Source organism: Pseudomonas sp. FeS53a (assembly GCF_000931385.1).
GTDB classification, from domain to species: domain Bacteria; phylum Pseudomonadota; class Gammaproteobacteria; order Pseudomonadales; family Pseudomonadaceae; genus Metapseudomonas; species Metapseudomonas otitidis.
Genome location: NZ_JYFT01000083.1, coordinates 27,458 through 49,194 on the forward strand (window position 1 = coordinate 27,458; position 21,737 = coordinate 49,194).

Annotated in this window: 17 protein-coding genes; 5 read left to right on the forward strand and 12 right to left on the reverse strand. The window is 67.8% G+C overall.

Annotated elements, in window-relative coordinates:
• Window positions 1–33 precede the first annotated feature (33 nt).
• Genes SZ55_RS26085 through SZ55_RS26100 form a run of 4 tightly spaced genes read right to left on the reverse strand, consistent with a single transcriptional unit; the run spans window position 34 to window position 2,359 of the window.
• Window positions 34–471 carry a hypothetical protein gene (locus SZ55_RS26085; RefSeq protein ID WP_044413985.1) on the reverse strand — a complete coding sequence of 146 codons (438 nt, stop codon included), beginning with the start codon at window positions 469–471 and terminating at the stop codon, window positions 34–36.
• A gap of 27 nt (window positions 472–498) precedes the next feature.
• Window positions 499–963 carry a phosphohistidine phosphatase SixA gene (gene sixA, locus SZ55_RS26090; RefSeq protein ID WP_044413987.1) on the reverse strand — a complete coding sequence of 155 codons (465 nt, stop codon included), beginning with the start codon at window positions 961–963 and terminating at the stop codon, window positions 499–501.
• Window positions 960–1,307 carry a DUF4389 domain-containing protein gene (locus SZ55_RS26095; protein WP_044413989.1) on the reverse strand — a complete coding sequence of 116 codons (348 nt, stop codon included), beginning with the start codon at window positions 1,305–1,307 and terminating at the stop codon, window positions 960–962. Before SZ55_RS26095 ends, sixA begins: the two co-directional genes overlap by 4 nt.
• 29 nt (window positions 1,308–1,336) lie before the next feature.
• Window positions 1,337–2,359, reverse strand: a complete 1,023-nt coding sequence (locus SZ55_RS26100; protein WP_044413990.1) for an NAD(P)H-dependent glycerol-3-phosphate dehydrogenase — start codon at window positions 2,357–2,359, stop codon at window positions 1,337–1,339.
• Between the two features lie 364 nt (window positions 2,360–2,723).
• Between SZ55_RS26100 and SZ55_RS26105 the strand changes: the two genes are divergently transcribed.
• From SZ55_RS26105 to SZ55_RS26125, 5 genes are all read left to right on the forward strand, one after another.
• On the forward strand, window positions 2,724–4,646 hold the full coding sequence (locus SZ55_RS26105; RefSeq protein ID WP_044413993.1) for an ATP-binding protein: 1,923 nt from the start codon (window positions 2,724–2,726) through the stop codon (window positions 4,644–4,646).
• A 209-nt stretch (window positions 4,647–4,855) separates the two neighbouring features.
• On the forward strand, window positions 4,856–5,371 hold the full coding sequence (gene fabA, locus SZ55_RS26110) for a 3-hydroxyacyl-[acyl-carrier-protein] dehydratase FabA (RefSeq protein ID WP_044413996.1): 516 nt from the start codon (window positions 4,856–4,858) through the stop codon (window positions 5,369–5,371).
• Between the two features lie 11 nt (window positions 5,372–5,382).
• Window positions 5,383–6,600 (forward strand): beta-ketoacyl-ACP synthase I, encoded by a 1,218-nt coding sequence (gene fabB / locus SZ55_RS26115; RefSeq protein ID WP_044413999.1) that lies wholly within the window; start codon window positions 5,383–5,385, stop codon window positions 6,598–6,600.
• A 170-nt stretch (window positions 6,601–6,770) separates the two neighbouring features.
• Window positions 6,771–8,396, forward strand: coding sequence for a methyl-accepting chemotaxis protein (locus SZ55_RS26120; RefSeq protein WP_044414003.1), 1,626 nt, complete (start codon window positions 6,771–6,773; stop codon window positions 8,394–8,396).
• A 127-nt stretch (window positions 8,397–8,523) separates the two neighbouring features.
• Entirely contained in the window at window positions 8,524–10,146 is a 1,623-nt protein-coding gene (locus SZ55_RS26125; protein WP_044414007.1) for a methyl-accepting chemotaxis protein, read from the forward strand.
• Between the two features lie 11 nt (window positions 10,147–10,157).
• Here SZ55_RS26125 and SZ55_RS27205 read toward each other — a convergent pair whose 3' ends face one another.
• The 8 genes from SZ55_RS27205 to SZ55_RS26165 all read right to left on the reverse strand — a co-directional run.
• Window positions 10,158–10,844 carry a hypothetical protein gene (locus tag SZ55_RS27205; protein ID WP_052807677.1) on the reverse strand — a complete coding sequence of 229 codons (687 nt, stop codon included), beginning with the start codon at window positions 10,842–10,844 and terminating at the stop codon, window positions 10,158–10,160.
• 77 nt (window positions 10,845–10,921) lie between these two features.
• Window positions 10,922–13,744 carry a PAS domain S-box protein gene (locus tag SZ55_RS26135; RefSeq protein WP_044414010.1) on the reverse strand — a complete coding sequence of 941 codons (2,823 nt, stop codon included), beginning with the start codon at window positions 13,742–13,744 and terminating at the stop codon, window positions 10,922–10,924.
• A 134-nt stretch (window positions 13,745–13,878) separates the two neighbouring features.
• Window positions 13,879–14,607, reverse strand: a complete 729-nt coding sequence (locus tag SZ55_RS26140) for a response regulator (protein ID WP_044414013.1) — start codon at window positions 14,605–14,607, stop codon at window positions 13,879–13,881.
• An 88-nt stretch (window positions 14,608–14,695) separates the two neighbouring features.
• Complete coding sequence (locus tag SZ55_RS26145; RefSeq protein WP_044414016.1) at window positions 14,696–16,066, reverse strand: DUF1329 domain-containing protein; 1,371 nt, start codon at window positions 16,064–16,066, stop codon at window positions 14,696–14,698.
• A 47-nt stretch (window positions 16,067–16,113) separates the two neighbouring features.
• Complete coding sequence (locus tag SZ55_RS26150; RefSeq protein WP_044414019.1) at window positions 16,114–18,057, reverse strand: DUF1302 domain-containing protein; 1,944 nt, start codon at window positions 18,055–18,057, stop codon at window positions 16,114–16,116.
• A 376-nt stretch (window positions 18,058–18,433) separates the two neighbouring features.
• Window positions 18,434–18,898: a DUF3859 domain-containing protein gene (locus tag SZ55_RS26155; RefSeq protein ID WP_044414022.1), complete on the reverse strand. Its 465-nt coding sequence runs from the start codon at window positions 18,896–18,898 to the stop codon at window positions 18,434–18,436.
• 134 nt (window positions 18,899–19,032) lie between these two features.
• A complete protein-coding gene (locus SZ55_RS26160) occupies window positions 19,033–20,451 on the reverse strand; it encodes a short-chain fatty acid transporter (protein ID WP_044414025.1) in 1,419 nt (472 codons plus the stop codon).
• 209 nt (window positions 20,452–20,660) lie between these two features.
• Window positions 20,661–21,737, reverse strand: a 1,077-nt coding sequence (locus tag SZ55_RS26165; RefSeq protein WP_052807678.1) for an acetyl-CoA C-acetyltransferase, incomplete at its 5' end; no start/stop codon positions are given.

Here is a 21,737-nt window from a genome sequence, read left to right on the forward strand (position 1 = left end):
GACAGCGCCCGGCCCCTTGGCCGGGCGTTTAGTTCAGGGGGACTCGGGGTTGGGGAACCAGGCCTCCAGGCCCGGTTTGTCGGTGTCGACCTTCGGGTCGTAGATGTAGCCCGAGACCCTTGGGTAGTTGTCCAGGTCGTTGCGCCAGAGCAGCGTCCCTTCGTACGGATGGCCATCGCGCTCGACGGTGATGCGCAGCTGGGTGGCGGTATCGACGAGCTCCGACTCGACGAAGGTCGCCCGCCCGGTCCAGACCTCATCGCCCACCTCCCAGTACAGCGCCATCTCGCCCTCATGCAGGTAGACCTTGAGGTCACCGCTGTAGGGCGTGCCACTGTCCGGCAGGCGGCCCACCACCCAGTAGCGGCCGACGAAGTAGGACGGGTCGGGGTGATCGGCAGCGCCCGCGAAGGGGATGCAGGCCACGGCCAGAAGCCAGGCGAGTGCCTGGCGGGTGAAATCATGGATCACGGCAGTCTTCCTTGAGCCCCTGCGGGGTCACAGGCGATGGGGATGGTGAAGCGCACGCAGGTCCATCACCCCGGCCAGGGGCATTGCGCCGTCGAGTTCGGCCAGGCTGGCGGTGCTCATGGCCAATGGCTGCTGACGATGGCCGTGGACGAGCAGGCCAGCCAGCTCCCCTACGAACGGGTTGTGGGTCACCAGCAGCAACTGGCTCTCTTCCCGCCGAGCCAGCCGGTCGAGCGCCTCGCGCGGGTCGCTTTCCGGCGTCAGCCAGCTCTCCACCAGCACCGGCCCCTGGAATGCCAGGGCCTCGACCACCAGTTCGGCCGTCTGCCGGGCGCGCAGGTAGGGGCTGACGATGATCGCGTCCAATGACACTCCCGCCAGGCGGGCTGCAGCCTGCAGCACCTCCTGGCGGCCGTTGCGGGTCAGCGGTCGCTCGGCATCGGTGGCGGCCCTGGGCTCAGCCTCGCCGTGGCGCAGCAGCCAGAGCTTCACAGCTTCGGCTCTTCGTCACGCACCGGGTGGGGCGCCGGGGGCACGCTGTGGGCGGCCTCGCCTTCCGGCGCGCGCGGGGTCGGCCAGTCGGCGAACGGCCAGGGCTTTTCCTCGGTATTGAAGGTGCCGAAGCGGCCGATCTGGGCCAGGTACTGGCTGAGGCTGTCACCGAAGGCCATCAGCCCGCCGTTGGGCGCGCCGTAGAAGGCGCGGTAGCCCAGCTGGGCCAGCACCACCACGCCGAGCACGATCTCGGCCAACTGCCAGACGATGACGAAGATCAGCATCCACAACACACGCAGCAGGATGGACTCGCGCTGCAGGTCTTCTTGCTCATTGCTCATGGTTAGCTCCTGGTCCTGGGGCGGCTGGTTCAGAAGCCGCTGGTGGGGATGAAGTCGACGTCGGTCTTCGGCTCGCCACGCATCAGCACCTCGATCACCTGGGCCAGGGTGCGCCCTTCGAAGAGGATGGCGTGCAGGCCGGAGACCAGCGGCATGTAGACCTGCAGTTCCTCAGCGCGGGCCTTCAGCACCTTGAGGGTGTTGACCCCCTCGGCCACCTCGCCCAGGCGGGCCACGGCATCCTCCAGGGACAGCCCCTCGCCCAGAGCGAAGCCCACCTGGTAGTTGCGGCTCTTGGGCGAGGAGCAGGTGACGATCAGGTCACCGACACCGGCCAGGCCGAGGAAGGTCATGGGGTTGGCGCCGAGCTTGACGGCGAAGCGGGTCATCTCGGCCAGTGCCCGGGTGATCAGCATGCTCTTGGTGTTCTCGCCCATGCCCAGGGCAGCGGCCATGCCGGCGATGATGGCGTAGACGTTCTTCAGCGCGCCGCCCAGCTCCACGCCGAAGCGGTCGGCGCTGGCATAGACGCGGAAGGTCTTGCCGTGCAGGGCCTGCTGCACGCGCTGGCAGAGCTCGGCGTCTTCGCTGGCCACCACGGTGGCGGTCAGCGCGTGATCGGCCACTTCCTTGGCCAGGTTCGGGCCGGAGAGCACGCCGATGCGCGCCTTGGGCGCCACGTCTTCGAGGATCTGGCTCATCAGCTTGAAGCTCCGGGCCTCGATGCCCTTGGTCAGGCTCACCAGCAGCTTGCCTTCGAGCTGCTCGGCCACCGGCTCCAGGGCCTTGCGCAGGGCGCTGGAGGGGATAGCCACGAAGACCAGGTCGCAGGCCGCCAGCACGGCCGGCAGGTCGGAACTGGGGCTGACCCCGGGGTGGATCTTCACCCCCTTGAGGTAGCGGGGGTTCTCGCGGTTCTGGCGAATCGCCTCGGCCTGCTGGGGGTCGCGCATCCACTGCAGCACGCTGTTGCCGTTCTCGGCGAGGAGGTTGGCAATGGCGGTGCCGAAGCTGCCGCCACCCAGCACTGCGATCGATTGATCTCGAGTCATAACCAGTCCATGTAGAGCCACCCGGGTGGCGAATCCGCGCATTATACGGAGGCCCGAGCGACCAACCAGTCTCAAACCGGGCATCTGCCACTGGTCAAGCCGCGGGGGAGCGACGAAAATCCCGCACCCATGTGACCGCTTCGTGGTTTTACGGTGCCGAACGCCCGCCGAACGGCCATCACCCAACCTGGCAAGCCCTGCGCCGAGACCCCTGCATGCCTCCACGCCCCTCGCCCGCCTCTTCTACCCGACGGCTTGCATGCCGCCAAGGTGACGCGGGCGCCCGGGCGAGCGACCAAAGCGGAAACGCCCGGGGGCTGACGTACCTTGACTCCACGCTGACGGGCCCAGGAGGCACCACCCCATGACCCGCAGCTGGGACATCCACACCCGCACCCAACTCATCAGCCTCGGCCCCGCCCTGCTGCTGACCTTGCTGCTGACCGGCTTCTTCACCTTCGCCCGGTTGCAGGACCTGCGCCAGGAGCTCAACCACACCGGCCAGTTGATCGCCAACCAGTTGGCGCCGGCAGCCGAATACGGCGTGATCGCCGGCAACCGTCCGGTGCTGGAGGGCCTGCTCAAGGCCACCCTGGACACCCCCCATGTGCGCTTCCTGGAAGTGCGCGACCAGGACGACGCCATCCTCGCCTACGTCGAGCAGCCGGGCACCCTCGAACGCAACGGTGCACAGGTGGAGATCTTCCATGCGCCCATCCGCCTGCAGCAGGTGCAGCTGGGCAACGAGACGCTGTTCCATGCCGGGCGTGGCGACAGCAAGCTGGCCACCGGCTACCTCGGGCGCGTGGTGGTCGGCATGTCCAACGATGCGTTCAGCAGTCGCCAGCAGGAGATCCTGCTCAAGGCCACACTGCTGGCGCTGTTCGCCCTGATCCTCACCTTCCTGGTGGCGCGCCGCCTGGCCATCCGCCTGTCACAGCCCATCAGCGCCATGGGCCAGGCAGTGGAGGCCATCCAGGCCGGTAACTACCAGGCCAGCCTGCCGGTGATGGAGGAAGGCGAGCTGGGTGACCTGGCCCGGCACATCAACAACCTCGCCAGCGGCCTCGACCGCGCCAGCCGGGAACAGCGCCAGGCCATCGACCAGCTGATTGCCGCGCGGGAAGAAGCCGAGCAGGCCAACCGCGCCAAGTCCGACTTCCTGGCGATGATGAGCCACGAGCTGCGCACACCGATGAACGGCGTGCTGGGCATGCTGCAACTTCTTGAAACAACCGAGATGACCCAGGAGCAGGCCGAGTACGCCGCCCTGGCCACCGAGTCCACCGAGCACCTGCTGAAGGTGATCAACGACATCCTCGACTTCTCCCGCATCGAGCGGGGCGCGCTGGAACTGGAGCGCATCGCCTTCAACCTGCTGGAGCTGGTCAACGGTTCGGTGCAGGTGTTCCAGCACAGCGCCCAGCAGCGCGGCCTGGCGTTGATCGTGGAGACTCAGCCCGGCCTGGAACAGGTGGAGGTCCAGGGCGACCCGACGCGCATCCGGCAGATCCTGGTGAACCTGGTCGGCAACGCCCTGAAGTTCACCGAAGAGGGCAGCATCCGCGTGGTCACCCAGTGGCAGGCGCTGGACGACCAGGTGCTCTGGCTCACCTGCGCCGTGCACGACAGCGGCATCGGCATTCCCCCGGAACGGCTGGAGCACATGTTCGACGCCTTCCAGCAGGCCGACAGCTCCATTTCCCGGCGCTACGGCGGCACCGGCCTCGGCCTGCCCATCGCCCGCACCCTGGCCGAGCGCATGGGCGGCACCCTGCGCGCCGAAAGCCACCAGGGCCAGGGCTCGGTGTTCACCCTGGAAATCCCCCTGCCCTTCCGCCAGCAGGTGAACCGCACAGACGGCCCCTACCTGGACCAGGCCGCGGCGGGCAACGGCCAGGACGTGCTGCTGGTGGAGGACAACCCGGTCAACCAGACCGTGATAGAAGCCATGCTGCGCAGCCTCGGCTACCGCGTCAGCCTGGTCAGCGACGGTGCCCAGGCCGTGCAGGCGGCTTCTCGCACGGGGTTCGCCGCCATCCTCATGGACTGCCGGCTGCCGGTGCTCGATGGCTATGAAGCCACCCGTCAGATTCGCGGCATGAATGGAGGCACCCGGGTCCCCATCATCGCCCTCACCGCCAACGCCCTGCAGGGCGACCGCGAAGCATGCCTGGAAGCGGGTATGAACGATTACCTCGCCAAGCCGTTCAAACGGGCAGACCTGCAGCGTGTGCTGCAGCGCTGGCTGGGCGGCGCGACCGATTGCCCCCCCGACCTTCGGTGAGTGGGCAGCGGGTGATAAAGTGCGGCAGGCTGTGCCCTCGAACCCCCACCTTGCGCGACCCGGGACGATCGGAATGCAGGTGTACGAGTGTACTCTGTGACTTTCACTGCAACGCAACAGTCTATGACTAGTCTGCCGATTCGGCGCTATGCGCACGGCAGTGGACGAAATGCCAAGCCCTGCAGTACGGGGACCATTTAGGAGCTCGCATGACAAGACAAAACGCCTATTCCCGGGAAGACCTGCTGCGCTGCAGTCGCGGTGAGCTGTTCGGACCTGGTAATGCGCAACTGCCCGCCCCCAACATGCTGATGATCGACCGGATCGTTCACATCAGCGAAACCGGCGGGAAGTACGGCAAGGGCGAAATCGTCGCCGAGCTCGATATCAACCCCGACCTGTGGTTCTTCGCCTGCCACTTCGAGGGCGACCCGGTGATGCCGGGCTGCCTGGGCCTCGATGCCATGTGGCAGCTGGTGGGCTTCTACCTCGGCTGGCAGGGCAACCCCGGCCGCGGCCGTGCACTGGGCTCGGGCGAGGTGAAATTCTTCGGTCAGATCCTGCCGACCGCCAAGAAGATCACCTACAACATCCAGATCAAGCGCACCATCAACCGCTCGCTGATCCTCGGCATCGCCGATGGCACCGTCAGCGTCGACGGGCGCGAGATCTACAGCGCGGAAGGCCTCCGCGTCGGCCTCTTCACTTCAACTGACAGCTTCTAAGGGTTATCCGCATGCGTCGCGTCGTGATCACCGGCCTGGGCATCGTTTCCTGCCTGGGCAATGACAAGGAAACCGTTTCCGCCAACCTGCGTGCCGGCCGTGCCGGTATCCGCCACAACCCGGCCTACGCCGAGATGGGCCTGCGCAGCCACGTTTCCGGTTCCGTCGACCTGAACCTGGAAGAGCTGATCGATCGCAAGATCTTCCGCTTCATGGGTGACGCCGCCGCCTACGCCTACCTGGCGATGGAACAGGCGATCAAGGACTCCGGCCTGACGCCCGAGCAGATCTCCAATCCCCGCACCGGCCTCATCGCCGGTTCCGGTGGCGCCTCCACCGTCAACCAGATGGAAGCCATCGACACCCTCCGCGAGAAGGGCGTCAAGCGCATCGGCCCATACCGCGTGACCCGCACCATGGGCAGCACCGTTTCCGCGTGCCTGGCCACCCCCTTCCAGATCAAGGGCGTGAACTTCTCCATCTCCTCCGCCTGCGCCACCAGCGCGCACTGTATCGGCCAGGCCATGGAGCAGATCCAGCTCGGCAAGCAGGACGTGGTCTTCGCCGGCGGCGGCGAGGAAGAGCACTGGAGCCAGAGCTGCCTGTTCGACGCCATGGGCGCCCTCTCCACCCAGTACAACGACACCCCCGAGAAGGCCTCCCGCGCCTACGACGCCAAGCGTGACGGCTTCGTCATCGCCGGTGGCGGCGGCATGGTGGTGGTCGAGGAACTGGAGCACGCCCTCAAGCGCGGCGCCAAGATCTACGCCGAGATCGTCGGCTACGGTGCCACCTCCGACGGCTACGACATGGTCGCCCCGAGCGGCGAAGGCGCGGTCCGCTGCATGCAGCAGGCCCTGTCCACCGTCAAGGCCCCGATCGACTACCTCAACACCCACGGCACCTCCACCCCGGTGGGCGACGTGGCGGAGATCCGCGGCGTACGTGAAGTCTTCGGCGACAAGGCCCCGGTAATCAGCTCCACCAAGAGCCTGTCCGGCCACAGCCTGGGTGCCGCCGGCGTCCACGAGGCGATCTACTGCCTGCTGATGATGGAAGGCAACTTCATCGCTGCCTCGGCCAACATCGACGAGCTGGACCCGGAAGTGGCCGACATGCCGATCCTTCGCCAGGTTCGCGAAGACGCCAAGCTGGACACCGTCATGTCCAACAGCTTCGGCTTCGGCGGCACCAACGCCACCCTGGTGCTGCAGCGCTTCAAGGCCTGACCGGCCCCCGGCAACACCTGAAGGCCCGTATCCCCGGATACGGGCCTTTTTCATGCCCTGCGTAAAACCGCATCAGACCTTTCCCAAACCCCGCCGCCGCATTTAAGTCCCGCGCAACGCCTCCGCTCTTAATGCCCGTACGCCCACGCGCATCCCCGGAGGAGCCTCCCATGTCCCTGCGCAACCTGAGCATTTCCATCCGCGCCGCCTGCGGCTTCGCCGTCATCACCCTGTTGCTGGTGGGCCTGGGGCTCTTCTGCCTGTCGCGGATGTCCACCATGGACGAAGCCGCCTACCAGGTATCCAAGATCTGGCTCCCCAGCGTCGAGTACTCCAGCCAGCTCGGCTACCTGATGGCCGAATACCGTCTCAGCGAGATGAACCACATTCTCAGCCGCGAGGCCGAGCAGATGAGCCGCCAGGAAGCGCGCATGGCCAAGATCCGCGAGGAGCTGGACGAGATCGAGCGCATCTACCAGCCCCTGTTCCTGTTGCCGGACGAGAAGCGCCTGTTCGCCGAATACCGCCAGCGCAAGGAAACCTACCTCCAGAGCCACGACCAGTTGCTGCAACTCTCCCGCAGCAACCGCGCCGACGACGCCTACGAACTGATGCGCGGCCCCCTGCGCAAGGCCTATGAGGACGTCCACGCCACCCTCACCGAGCTGATCAAGCTGAGCAACCTCGAAGCCGACCGCTCCGGCGATGCCAGCGCCAGCACCTATGAAGGTGCCCGCACCGCCGTCAGCCTCGTGCTGGTACTCGCCGCGCTGCTCGCCGTCGCCACGGCCTGGCTGCTCACCCGCAGCATCGTCGTGCCGATCCGCAATGCCGTGGAAGCCGCCCGCACCGTCGCCAACGGCGACCTCACCGGCACCATCGACACCCAGGGCCGGGACGAGCCCGCGCGGCTGATGCAAGCCCTCGCCGAGATGCGCAGCAGCCTGCACCAGACCATCCGCCACATCACCGACTCCTCCAGCCAATTGGCCGCTGCCGCCCACCAGCTCAGCGTGGTGACCGATGAAACCAACCAGGCCATGAATCGCCAGCACGACGAAACGGAGATGGCCGCCACCGCCGTCAACCAGATGACCGCCGCCGTCGAAGAGGTCGCACGCAATGCCGCCTCCACCTCCGAAGCCTCGCGCCTCTCGGAAGAGTCCGCCGAAGGTGGCCGCCACCAGGTCGCCCAGACCGTCCAGGCCATCCGCGCCATGAGCAGCGAAGTCAGCCAGACCAGCAGCATCGTCGGCGGCCTGGCCGACCAGGCCCAGGGCATCAGCAAGGTGCTCGACGTGATCCGCGCCATCGCCGAGCAGACCAACCTACTGGCCCTCAACGCCGCCATCGAGGCCGCCCGGGCCGGCGAAGCAGGCCGGGGGTTCGCCGTGGTCGCCGACGAAGTCCGCGCCCTCGCCCACCGCACCCAGGAATCCACCCGCGAAATCGAACAGATGATCGCCAGCATCCAGACCGGCACCGGCAACGCCGTCAGCGCCATGAGCCAGAACGACGAACGCGCCCGGGAGATTCTCAAGATCGCCGAAGCCGCCGGCCAGGCCCTGGATGTGATCGCCGCCCAGGTCAGCGCCATCAACGAACGCACCCTGGTGATCGCCAGCGCGGCGGAAGAGCAGGCCCAGGTCGCCCGCGAGGTGGATCGCAACCTGGTCAACATCCGCGACCTCTCCGCCCAGACCGCCACCGGCTCCAACCAGACCTCCAGCGCCAGCCAGGAACTGTCCCGCCTGGCCGCCGACCTCAGTGCCGTGGTCGCCCGCTTCACCGTCTGACACCACAGGGCCTGCCCAGCGGCAGGCCCTCACTTCCCCTGAAAAGCCCCCAGGCCAGGCTTCGCAGGCCAGCAAGAAAACCTATACTCCTCCGCGTCCCCCGCCTGGCCCCCACGGAGAAGTGCCCATGTTCCTGCGCCAGTTCCCCATCGCCCCGCGCGCCGCCTCGAGCTTTGCCCTCATCACCCTGCTGCTGATACTCACCGGCCTGTTCTCGCTGAACCGCATGGCGGTGATCAACGGCGCCTCCACCGAAATGAGCCAGAGCTGGATCCCGAGCCTCAGGAACCTGGCCAAGCTGGAACTGCTGGTCACCGAAATACGCCAGGTGCAACTGGGCCACGTGCTCGCCGAAGCGGCCGCCAAGCCCGCTCTTGAGCAGCGCCTTCAGGAGCTGGAGGCCAACCTGGCGAAGACCAGCCAGGCCTATGAGAAGGACATGGATACGGGCCGGGACACCGAATTGTTCCGCGCCTTCCAGCAGCAGTACAAACGCTTCCAGGACGAGTCCACCCAGCTCCTGGGCCTCTCCCGCAGTGGTGACAGTGCCGGCGCCAACCGCCTCGTCCAGGGTTCGCTGCTGGAGAACTACCGCACCACCATCAAGACCTTGCAGGCCCTGCTGGACTACAACACCGAAGGCGCCGAGCAGGCCAACGTAAAAGCCGACCAGGACTACGCCAGCGCCAAGACTGCCGTGCTCAGCGTGCTGGCCCTGGCGGTACTGGCCACCGTGCTGCTGGCCTGGCTGCTGACCCGTAGCATCACCCAGCCGCTGCACATCGCCGTGCGCGCCGCCGACGTGGTGGCAAGCGGCGACCTCACCGGCCCCATCGACACCACCGGCCGGGACGAACCCGCCCAACTGCTCACCGCCCTGAAGAAGATGCAGCAGCAACTGCGCGGCACCATCGAGCAGATCAGCCATTCCGCCACCCAGCTCGCCTCGGCCGCAGAGGAAATGAGCGCCATCACCGAGGAAAGCAACCGCACCCTCAGCCAGCAGCACGACGAAATCCAGATGGCCGCCACGGCGGTGAACGAGATGACTGCCGCCGTCGAGGAAGTGGCCCGCAACGCCGCCGGCACTTCAGAAGCCTCCCGGGCCTCCGAGCAATCGGCCCATGCCGGGCGCAGCCGGGTCGAGCAGACCGTCCAGGCGATCCGCCACATGAGCGACGACGTCGCCCAGACCAGTGAGTTGGTGGAAGGCCTGGCCGAACGGGCGCAGAACATTAGCAAGGTGCTCGACGTGATACGCGCCATCGCCGAGCAGACCAACCTGCTGGCCCTCAACGCCGCCATCGAGGCAGCCCGCGCCGGCGAGCAGGGGCGCGGCTTCGCCGTGGTCGCCGACGAGGTACGCGCCCTCGCCCACCGCACCCAGGAATCCACCCGTGAAATCGAACAGATGATCGGAAACATCCAGAGCGGCACCGGCGAGGCGGTCAGCGCCATGAGCCAGAACGACCAGCGTGCCCGCCAGATGCTGGAGATCGCCGAAGCCGCCGGCACCGCCCTGGTGGAGATCGCCGAGCAGGTCAGCCACATCAACGAGCGCACCCTGGTGATCGCCAGCGCCGCCGAAGAGCAGGCCCAGGTCGCCCGCGAGGTGGACCGCAACCTGGTCAACATCCGCGACCTGTCCACCCAGACCGCGACCGGCGCCAACGAAACCTCCACCGCCAGCTACCAGCTCTCGCGCCTGGCCCTGGAACTCAACGCCATGGTGGCGCGCTTCACCGTCTAGTCCGCCTGGCCTCAGGCTGCGTGGCGCACCCCGTCACGCGGCGCACGCTCCAGCCTCAGCACCCGCCCGGATGACCGGGCGCGGCCCCGCACCATCGCCCACCCCACCACCAGGCTCGCCAGCAGCGCCAGCCCCAGGTGCGCAACCCCCATGGCCGGGCTGCCCCAGGCACACAGCAGCACACCGAGCCCGGACGCCAGCCGCGCCTCACCGCGCAGGCCACGGGCCAGGGCGGGGATCGCCCGGGCCGAGCCGGCCGGCAACCGGCGCCAGGCCGCCACCAGCCCCGATCCGGACAGCACATCCGCCAGCACCAGCGCGTAGGCCAGCAACGCCGCCCCCAGGCCGAAGGCCGCGGAGAGCACCAGCCGCAGGGACGGGTTGTCGAACTGCCAGGTCTCACCCCCCAGGGGCTGCCAGAACGCCATGACCAGCAGCGCCACCGCGCTCACCATCAGCAGCCGCACGCGGTGGCTGCGGCCAGCGGCCAGCAGCACGGCCGCCACCAGCCCCACCAGCAGCAGCCCGTCCAGTGCCAGGGCGTGCCAAGGCGGCACCACCAGCGGCGCCTCCAGGTGGAAAGGCGCCAGCGGCAGGCCGGCGAGAAAACCGATGGCGACGAGGAAGGTGGCCAGGGCGACCAGCCAGCTGGTCAGTCCGAGGGAAACAGCGGCGATGCGTCCGGAGAGGGTGTCCATGATGGCGGTCCTTGATGGCCGGTGGCTGATGGTTACAGCCTGCACCGCCCCTGTATCCGTACTGTGGCTGCCGCCGCTCAGTTTGTTTCAGTACGGTAACTGCCCGCCGCCTCCAGCAGTTCGCCCAGCAGCGCATGCAAGCGGGCCTGGTCCAGCGGCTTGGTCAGCATCGCCCGCACGCCCTGGGCGCGCACGTCCTCCTCCACCAGGCTGTCGCTGAAGCCGGTGTAGAGCAGGATCGGCAGGTCCGCACGGGCCGCCAGCAGGCGCCGCGCCAACTGCATGCCGGTCAACCTCGGCATGCTCTGGTCGAGAATCACCAGGTCCCGCGCGTAAGGGTCGGCCCCCAGGTGCAGGCTGGCCTGCTCCGGGTCGCTGAACAGCTGCACCTCCAGCCCCCAGGTGGCCAGCAGGTCACTCATGAATTCGCCCACCAGCGGGTCGTCGTCCACCACCGCCACCCGCCCCTGCAAGGTCGCGCGAACCGGAACATGCTCCGCCGGGCAGCAGGCCATCCCCTCCGGAAGCTGCCCGTCCTCGTGGGCCGGCAGCAGAACGCGGAACACCGCCCCCTGCCCCGCGCCACCCTCCAGCAGGATGTGCCCGCCGTACTCATGGACGATGCCGTGGACCATGGACAAGCCCATGCCACTGCCCTGGCCGCTGGCCTTGGTGGAGAAGAACGGCTCGAACACCTGCGAACGCAGGCCCGCATCGATGCCCGGGCCGCTATCGCTCACCGTCAGGCTGACGAAGGGCCCCGCCACCCGCTGCTGGCAGGACGCGCACACGCCATCGCCCAGGTGCTGCCGCTGCAGCTCGATGCGCAAGCGCCCGACACCGCCCATGGCGTCCCGGGCGTTGATACACAGGTTCATCAGCACCTGCTCCAGCTGCACCGGGTCCGCCAGCACCGGCGGCAGATCGGCTGCCAGGTGGGTCTCCAGCTCGACGGTGGCCGGCAGGGTGGATTCCAGCAGGCGGATGAAGCTGCCCAGCAACCGGTCCAGCGCCGTCACTTGGGGCGTACCCCGGCTGCCACGGCTGAAGGTCAGCATCTGCTGGATCAGGTCGCGGGCCTTCTCCGCCGACCGCTGCACCCGGGTCAGGTACTTGCCCAGGCGCTCGTCGCGCAGGGACTCGGCATGCTCCTGCGCCATTACCGTGTAGCCCAGCATGCTGGTCAGCAGGTTGTTGAAGTCGTGGGCAATGCCCCCGGTCAGATGCCCGATGGCTTCCATGCGCTGGGCCTGGCGCAACTGCTGCTCCAGACGGGTCTTCTCCTCCTCGGCCTGGCGCCGCTCGGTGATGTCGCGCAGGTAGCAGATGTAACGGGGGCCTTCGTCGCCATTCACATGGGTCAGGGCCAGTTCCGCCGGAAACTCCTCTCCGGAGGCACGGCGCGCCACCACTTCCAGGCGCTTGCCGAGAAAGCTGCCGTTGCCGGTCTGCGCGTAGCGCTCCAGGTCCTGTTCGTACATCACGTGGAACCGCTCGGGGATGATCAGCTTCAGCAACCCTCGCCCCAGCGCCTGGTCCCGGGCGATGCCGAAGCAGCGCTCGGCGGCCGGGTTGAAGGCCAGGATGCGCCCGGCGCCGTCCATGCTGATGAAGCAATCCAGCGCCGTGTCGGTGATGGTGCGGTGCTGCAGCTCGCTGGCGCGCAGCGCCTGCTCCGCCTCCTTGCGCTGGGTGATCTCGCGGCAGAACACCAGGATGCGGTCCACCCCCGAGAGGGTCACCCGCTTCAGGGTCACATCGTCCCAATGCAGGCTGCCGTCGCGGTTGCGCCGGTGCCACTCGAACCGCTGCGGCTCGCCCGCCGCCGCGCGGGCCAGGAAGCCCGCGGCCTGGCGCCCGGTGTAGGGTTCGTAGCCGGCGCTGAAGGCATCGATGTCCAGCCCGATCATTTCCTCGTAGCTGTAGCCGACCGTCGCGCAAGCACGCGGGTTGGCATCCACCAGCGCCCCGGTCTCCACATCCAGCACCAGGATGGCGTCCTCGGAGCCGGCGAAGATCGCCCGGTAGCTGGCCTCCGCCTCCAGGCGCTCGATCTCCGCCGCCGCCCGCACCGAGAAGATGCGCAGCACCGACTCGGCGCGCTCGCGCTCTTTCATCGGGCCCAGGCGGCCAGCAGCGATCAGTCCCAGCGGCCGGCCATCGGTGGCGAACAGCGGGTAGCCGGCGTAGCTGTCGACCCCATAGGCACGGAATACGGCGTCATTCGGATACAGCGCCTGCAACCCGGTGCCGACGAAATGAAAGGCCCGTCCCTGTACGTCGCCGCAGGGTGAACCGCTCAAGGGGTAGGTCGAGTTGGCCTGCAGCGAGCCGTTGTAATACATCGCCAGGGTGGTGAGCTTGTGCGGCCCCTCGTCGCTGATGCGGCTGACGAAGGCAAAGTCGGCCCGGAGCGAGCGCACCATGTAGCGGGCGATCGCCTCGAACACCTCGTTGCCGGTGGCCGCCGAAATCCCCAGGGCCACGTAGCGCAGCACCTCCTCGACGCTCTTGCGCGAACTGATGTCGGTGGAGATGCCGCACACCGCCGTGACCCGCCCCTCCGCGTCGAACAAAGGGAACTTGCTCGACAGGTAGGTGCGCACCACACCGTTGAACGGCAGGCGCTCCTCGAACTCCTGCTCGCGCCCCAGCTCCACCACCTTCTGGTCGTTGGCCCGCAGCACATCGGCCAGCTCGGCCGGGAAGAACTCATGGTCGACATGACCGATGACCTGCTCGGCAGTGACCTTGAACACCTGCTCGAACGCCCGGTTCACCAGGCGCAGGCGCCCTTCCAGGTCCTTCACGTAGATGACCGCGCTGCTGTTGTCGACGATCTGGCGCAACTGGTGTTCGGCGGCGCCGTCGAACAGCGGGCGGTGGGCCGTCTGGCTCATCGGAAGGCCTCCAGGAGCCTCTTGGGTGAACGGAGTATAGAGAGCCGCCCCGAGGGATTTCAGGGGGTACAACGCGGTTGAAACAATTGAAACAAACGGCGGCCTGGCGCCGAGCAGAAGCACCAGGCGCGGGGTCAGCCCGGCACGAACATGTACCCCACCCCGCGCAGGGTGCGGATCACCTGGGGTTTGTCGGGGTCGGTCTCGAGCTTGCGGCGCAGGCGGGCGATGCGGATGTCGATGGAGCGGTCGAAGGGGTTCCAGTCGCGGTTCTGGGTGAGGTTGAGCAACTGGTCGCGGGACAACGGCCGGTTGGGCCGCTGGGCGAAGGCCTGGAGCAGGTCGAACTCCATGGCCGTGAGGGGAATTTCCGCGCCCGAGGCGTCGAACAGCTGGCGGCGCTCCAGGTCCAGGCGGCAGGCGCCCAGTTGCAGGCGGGTATCGGATTCGACGGGGGCAGCGGCCTCCGCCACGGCAGCGGACGCCGGGGCGCGCTGGTAGCGGCGCAGCACGGTCTTGATCCGGGCCAGCAGTTCGCGGGGGTCGAAGGGCTTGGCCACGTAGTCGTCGGCACCCACTTCCAGGCCGATGGTGCGGTCCACGGCGCTGCCGGCGCCGGAGACCATGATCACCGGCAGGTCGTGGTGCTCGCGCAGGTAGCGGGCGAGGCTCAGGCCGTCCTCGCCGGGCAGGCCGACGTCCAGCAGCACCAGGTCCGGCAAGCCGACTGCCAGGGCCGCGCGCATGCTGCCGCTGTCACAGGCCGTCTCCACCTGGTAGGCGTGGCCGCCCAGGTAGTCCTGCAGCAGCTCGCGCACCTCGGCATCGTCGTCCACCACCAGAATCCTCACCGGCGCCACCATGGTCCTCGCTCATCCCTTCGGTTGGAATCGCGCGACTATAACGCGGCGCCGGGTCGACGAGCAGTCCCGCCGTGGGGCGGGACTCTGGTCAGCGCGAGGCCTTGCGCCTCAGGGCGGCCGGGGTGAAGGCCGCGTCACCGGGGGACGACTGGCTGAAGTCGACGGTGCCGGGCTCTTCGTTGTCCAGCCACTGCACGCCGTAGCGGCGGGCCTGGAGGTCGTGGAAGGTGTCCAGCGCGGTCCACACCGTGGGCACTTCGTAGAAGTTTTTCAGGTAGGCCATCGACACCCGCCAGAGGTCGCCCCGGCCGTCGTACTGGTCAACCACCGCAGCGCCCCAGCTGTCCTCGTCGAGGAACAGCGTGCGCCGCGAGTAGATGTGCCGGGCGCCGGGCTTGAGCTTGCCATCCACCACCCACACCCGGTGCAGCTCGTAGCGGGTGTACTTGGGGTTGATGTGGCCGGGCTGCAGCAGGTCCTTGTACTTCACCTCGGGGCTGGTGACCTTGTAGTTGTTGTAGGGGATGTAAATCTCCTGCTTGCCCACCAGGGTCCAGTCGTAGCGATCCGGCGCGCCGTTGTACATGTCAGTGTCATCGGCGGTGCGCAGGCCGTCGGTGGACTCGATGGGCGTGTCGTAGGCCAGGGTCGGCGCCCGCCGCACACGGCGCTGTCCGGGGTTGTAGCCCCAGGCCTGGCGTGGCTCCTTGACCTGGTCGAGCATCTCCTGCACCAGCGCGCCGTTGCCGGCCAGGCGCGCCGGGGCGGTGGTGAAGCTGAGGTAGTAGAACAGGGTGTTCTGCAGGCCCGCGTAGCTGCCCTTGGGGTCGTAGAAGCGGAACAGCGCCTCGTCCTCGGAGGTGACCAGGGAGTAGGCGCCATTGCGCTGCACGCCCGCCTCCGCCGAGCGCCGCACGATGTAGGTGCCGCGATAACGGGTGATGTGGTTCCACACCGCCTCCAGGCCGTTCTGCGGGATCGGGAACGGCACGCCGCCGTAGGCGTCGGCAAAGCCGTTGCCACCGTTGAGCAGCTTGGCGCTGGTGGCGTTGCGGCGGATGTTGTCGTAGACCCACTGCGGCGCCGAGCCGGAACGCCGGGTGGCGTAGACCGGCATCTGGAAGCTCTCCGGGTAGGCGTTGAACAGCGCCACCTGGCCCGGCGTCAGGTGCGCCCTGTACTGCTCCAGGTTGGCCTTGGTGATGGTGAACTGCGGGGTATCGCCGGCAAAGGGGTCAACATGGTGCTGGCCGGGCCCCTTGTAGCCGGCTGGGGCCTGGGTCAGCCCGCCGGTCCAGGCAGGAATGGTGCCGGCAGCGTTGCCGGCCTTCTCGGCGCCGAAGGGGGTCAGCCGGCTGTCGAGCGCGGCGGCCTGGTCGGCCGTCACGGCGGCGCCGGCCTCGGAGGTGATGGTTGCCAGCACGCAGGCGGCCAGCAGCAGCGAAGGTTTGCTCAGCATGGGGGTCTCCCTGTCAGGTGACAGCCCGGCCACGGCCGGGCGCGTGGTCAGAACGAGTACTTGGCGGTGAGCGAGACGTTGTCGCGGTCGCGGGTGCTGTTGTTGCGCCCGGCGCCGTAGTACTCGGTGTACTGCAGGCCCACTTCGAAGCTGTTCAGGTAGCTGGCGTCCACGCCGATGGTGTGTGCCTTGCGCCCTTCGATGAAGTTGCCGGTGCGGTCCGAGTTGCCCTTGAAGTCGTGCTGGAACACCACGTAGGGCGAGAGCTTCACCCCGGCATAGACGTCGTTCCAGCTACCGGACAGCAGCAGCGTGTAGCCGTAGCTGTCGCGACTGATCTGGTCGCTGTCGGTGGTGCGCTCGTCCTCGTAAGCCTTGTCGGTGGCGCTGGTGAACCTGCGCACCGAGCCGTCGAAGGCGGTGTACTTCAGGCTGCTGCCACGGATGTGCTGGGAGGCCAGCTCGGCCACGCCGATCACCGAGTCGAAGCTCAGCGCCGGGCCGAAGTTGTAGAGGGTGGACAGGGAGGTGTTGTAGGTCTCGGCACGCTCGTAGTTGTCGAAGATCGAACTGCGGCAGAGCTGCTTGCCGGATACCTGGGCGCAGGCGGCATTGCCTGCAACGCTGGCGTCGTAGATGTTGGTCAACCCGTTGACACCCTGCCCCAGCAGGTCGCTGAGGAGGTCGTCAGTGGCGGCGATGGCGATCGGCGCGTTGGGGCGATAAGCGATCTCGCCGGACACCGAGGCATCCCCCACCGTGGTGTTGAAGCTGAAACCGTACATGCGGATGTCTTCGACATAGCGCCGCCGGGCCTGGGCATTGCTGGCCATATCCAGCGTTGCCAACCCTGGGCCGGCCGGCCCGAAGCCTGCCAGGCCAGCCATGTCCACACCGTTGTAGCCGGTCAGGTCGATGGCGATCTGCGGCTCCTTGGCGTGGTAGTTGACGAAATAGAAACCGAACTCGGTGGAGTTCAGCTCCTCCGCCATGTAGCGGAAGGCCACGCCGAACTGGCCGCTGTCGTCCGCCTGCAGGTCCTTGCCGATATTGGCGACCTTGAAGGTCCCGTTCTCCGCGTTGACGTAGGCATTGGGCCCGTAGGCGCCATTGCCGATGGCACCCGCCGCTACCGCCAGGGGGTGCAGGCCCATGATCGCCAGCAGATCGGGGTTGGCCGTGGTGGTGTACGCCGTATGCCCGCCATCGGCGAACAGGTCGGTGTCGGAGAAGTAGGTGCCCACCGGGTCCAGCCGGGTTTCCTTCCACTTCCACTGGTAGAAGGCCTCCATGGACAGGTTGTCGGTCAGCCCCAGGTTGAAGCTCAGCGCCTCCATCGGCACCAGCACTTCCTTCAGCTCCGAGCCCGGCAGGTGGAAGCGCGCCGCATCCACCGGGTTCACGGTGTTCACCCCGCCCCGGTAGAACACCCCCTCGCCCCAGTTGATGACCTGGCGTCCCACCTTGGCGCCCAGGGGCATGTCGCCGACATCCCAGCTGCCGAACACGTAGGCGTCCAGCACCTCGGCCTTGCGCCCGGCCACGTGGCGGGTGCCTTGGGTGAAGCGGTCGTCATCGGGGAAGGACTGGCTGGGTCGCTCCACGCCACCGGTGGTGCCGTAGTAGTCGTTGCGCTTGTCCATGATCTGGCTGTCGTAGTACGCCGTGCCGCGCACGAAGGCGCCGTAGTTGTCGTACTTCAGCGAGAGGTCGGACGTGGCCTTGTACACCTCGGAGACCAGCCCGGTATCGAAATTGCGGTTGCCGTCGTCGGCGTTGATGTCGCTGATGTTGTCCTTGTCCCGTCCCTGCACCCGCCACATGGCGCCGTAGGACAGCGTGGTGTCGATGGAGCCGGTGAGCTGGTTGTCCAGCAGGCTGAACTCCACCGCCTGGGCCGAGCCCGCCACCAGCAGGGGCAGCAGCCCCCAGGCGATGCCAGCAGGCCCTGATCGATGGGGTGCGACAGGATTGCGGATGAACCTCTTCATAGCGACGTACCTCCCTTGACGGCCAAGATTTCGGGCCGGCTCTGCGTCCGGTCCTGTTGTTGTTCTTCTCTCGGCTGCGGAACGGCGTCCGGGCACACGGGCAGGCCTCGGCATCGCTCTCGCAGGTGTCCATCCTCGTCGCGGGGGTGCACGCCGGCGACGGTCACGCTGTTCTTGTTGTTGGAGCGGGGCGCGAATCTGGTACGAAAGTGCAAGTACGGTAACAAAGTATGTCCGAACCTGCCAATACGCCAGTCATCCGCCCAACCAACAGCCGGGCAGTCGTCATTCGGGGAGGGAAATCACAGGCGCCTGGGGCGCGACGGGCCTGGCCCGTGGGGAGGGACCGCCCGGCGGAACCGGGCGGCAAAGGCGGTCAGCGGACCTCGAAACGCTTCTCGGCAAGCAGCCGGTCACCCTGGAACACCATGAAGTGCCAGGCACCGGGCACCACTTCGTGGGTCTCGGTGAACTCATAGGCCATCACGTCCTGGGGAGCACCCGGGGCCATCTTCTGGATCACCTCGAACTTGTCGTGGCGCTGGCCGTCGGGGGTGGTCACGCCCGGGGTGAGGTACAGCAGGGTCAGCGGCGTGTCGTTCTCGCGCTTGCCGACCAGGGTGTAGCGCAGGCCGAACTTGGTGCCGAGCCGGGCGGGCACCACCTCGGTCTGCTGGATGCTCTGGTCGCTGCTGGTCAGCACGCGCTCGCCGGGCTTGAAGTCCTGGTAGCGGCTCTCGAACACGCCGTATTCCACCGGCCCGTCCACCCGGACATCGGCCCAGGCCGCTCCGGACGCCAGGCCGAGGGCGATCAGTGCACTCAGTCGGGTTGCTTTCATGTCGCGCTCCTTGGTTGGGATGGCGGCAGGCTATGACACGTTCATGACCGACTGATGACAGCTTGCCGACCGCCCTCCTCCCCAGCACCAGACGGCGACGGCACGGGCCGTGATGCCCGCGCCGCCGCCCGCCCTCAGGGCATCACCGGCGGGATGTAGGCCAGGGTCCGCCCCAGCGCCCAGAGCATCACCAGCACCAGGGGCGCATGCACCAGCAGCTGCACGAAGGAGAAGCCGATCAGGTCCCGCGCCTTCAGCCCCAGCACGCCCAGCAGCGGCAGCATGTAGAAGGGGTTGATCAGGTTCGGCAGCGCCTCGGCGGCGTTGTAGATCTGCACCGCCCAGCCCAGGTGGTACTGCAGGTCGTTGGCCACCTGCATCACGTAGGGCGCCTCGATGATCCACTTGCCGCCGCCGGAGGGGATGAAGAAGCCCAGCACCGCCGAGTACACGCCCATCAGCAGCGCGTAGGTGTCGTGGCTGGCGATCTGCACGAAGAAGGTGGAGATGTGGTGCGCCAGGGTCTGGCCGTCGCTGCCGTTCACGGTGGTCATCAGCGCGGCGATGGAGCCGTACAGCGGGAACTGGATCAACACCCCGGTGGTGGTCGGCACCGCACGGGCCACGGCGTCGAGGAAGCTGCGCGGGCGCCAGTGCAGCAGCGCGCCGGCCATGATGAACAGCAGGTTGTAGGTGTTGAGGCCGGAGATGGCGGTGATCGCCGGCTTGCTGGCGAACTCCTGGGCCAGCCAGCCGCCGGCCAGGGCCACCAGCAGGATGATCAGCAGCGGGCTGTGTTCCAGCCACTCCCCCGGACGGGTCGGCTTGGCCTGGCGCGGCGCGGTGAAGCTCGGGTCCACCCCGCAGGCCTTGGCGTCACGGGCATTGGCGGCACTCGGCGCGGTCATGTAGGCCACCACCAGGGACACCACGATGAGCGCCAGCAGCATGACCCCGGATTGCCAGAGGAAGATCGTCTCGGTGAACGGAATCACCCCGGTGATCGCCAGGATCGACGGCGGCAGGCTGGCCGGGTTGGCCTGCAACTGCGCCGCCGACGACGACAGGCCCAGCGCCCACACGGCGCCCAGGCCCAGGTAGGCCGCCGCACCGGCGGCGCGGTAGTCCATCTTCAGCTCCTCCCGGCGTGCCAGGGCCCGCACCAGCAGGCCGCCGAACACCAGGGACAGGCCCCAGTTGAGCAGCGACGCGAGCATGGACACCAGCGCCACCCAGGCCACTGCCGAGCGGCCGTTCTTCGGCACCCGCGCCAGGCGGTCGATGAGTTTCGACGCCGGCCCGGAGCTGGCGACCACATAGCCGCCGATGACCACGAAGGCCATCTGCATGGTGAAGGGAATCAGGCTCCAGAACCCGTCACCGAAGGCCTTGGCCGCCTGGCTGGCAGGCGCGCCCATGGCCAGCACGGCCAGGGTCACCAGCATCACGGCCGCGGCGGCGAAGACCCAGGAATCGGGGAACCAGCGCTCGGCCCAGGCGGAGCACCGCATGGCAAAACGGGCGGAGCGGCTTTCTTGGAGTTGCGTGACCATCGGTCTACCTCACTGTTGTTCTTGTCGGCCAGGCATGGTGGGCACCGGCACTGGATAGGGGTGGAACGGCTCGGGGGTCTGCGCCCCCTGTGGGTCTGAAACGACGACACCACGCCAGGGCGTGGTACGTCCCGCCCCGCGCAGGTGCGCGGAGCGTTGCGTGAACAAGCGTGTAGCCAGGCCGACCGGGGCGTCGGCCCGACAGGGGATCAGCGCTCGATAGCCAGGGCCACGCCCTGCCCGCCGCCGATGCACAGGGTTGCCAGGCCCTTCTTCGCATCGCGCTTGATCATCTCGTGCAGCAGGGTCACCAGCACGCGGCAGCCGGAAGCGCCGATGGGGTGGCCGAGGGCAATGGCGCCGCCGTTGACGTTGACCTTGGCGGCGTCCCAGCCCAGCTCCTGGCCCACGGACAGGGCCTGGGCGGCGAAGGCTTCGTTGGCTTCGATGAGGTCCAGCTCGGCCAGGTTCCAGCCGGCTTTCTCCAGGCAGCGGCGGGTTGCGGAGACCGGGCCGATACCCATGATCGCCGGGTCGACACCGGCGCTGGCGTAGCTGGCGATGCGCGCCAGCACTGGCAGGCCGAGGGCCTTGGCCTTGTCGGCGCTCATCAGCAGCACGGCGGCGGCGCCGTCGTTGAGGCTGGAGGCGTTGCCGGCGGTGACGCTGCCGTCCTTCYTGAAGGCCGGCTTGAGCTTGGCCAGGGAYTCGGYGGTGGTGCCGGCGCGGGGCTGCTCGTCGGTGGCGAAGGCGATGGGCTCGCCCTTCTTCTGCGGGATCAGGATGGGGGTGATCTCGTCCTTGAAGCGCCCACCTTCGATGGCCGCGCAGGCCTTCTGCTGGGAGGCGGCGGCGAAGGCGTCCTGGGCTTCGCGGCTGATGCCGTACTTCTCCACCAGGTTCTCGGCGGTGATACCCATGTGGTAGTCGTTRAAGGCGTCCCACAGGCCGTCCTGGATCATGGTGTCCACCAGCTTGGCGTGGCCCATGCGCAGGCCGGTGCGGGCTCCGGGCATCACGTAGGGGGCGAGGCTCATGTTCTCCTGGCCGCCGGCGATCACCACCTCGGCATCGCCGCAGCGAATGGCCTGGGCCGCGAGGTGCAGGGCCTTGAGGCCGGAGCCGCAGACCTTGTTCAGGGTCAGGGCCGGCACCGCGTGGGGCAGCCCGGCGAGGATGGCGGCCTGGCGGGCGGGGTTCTGGCCGGAGCCTGCGGTGAGCACCTGGCCGAGGATGACCTCGTCGACCTGGGCCCCGTCGAGGCCGGTCTGGGCCAGCAACTGGCG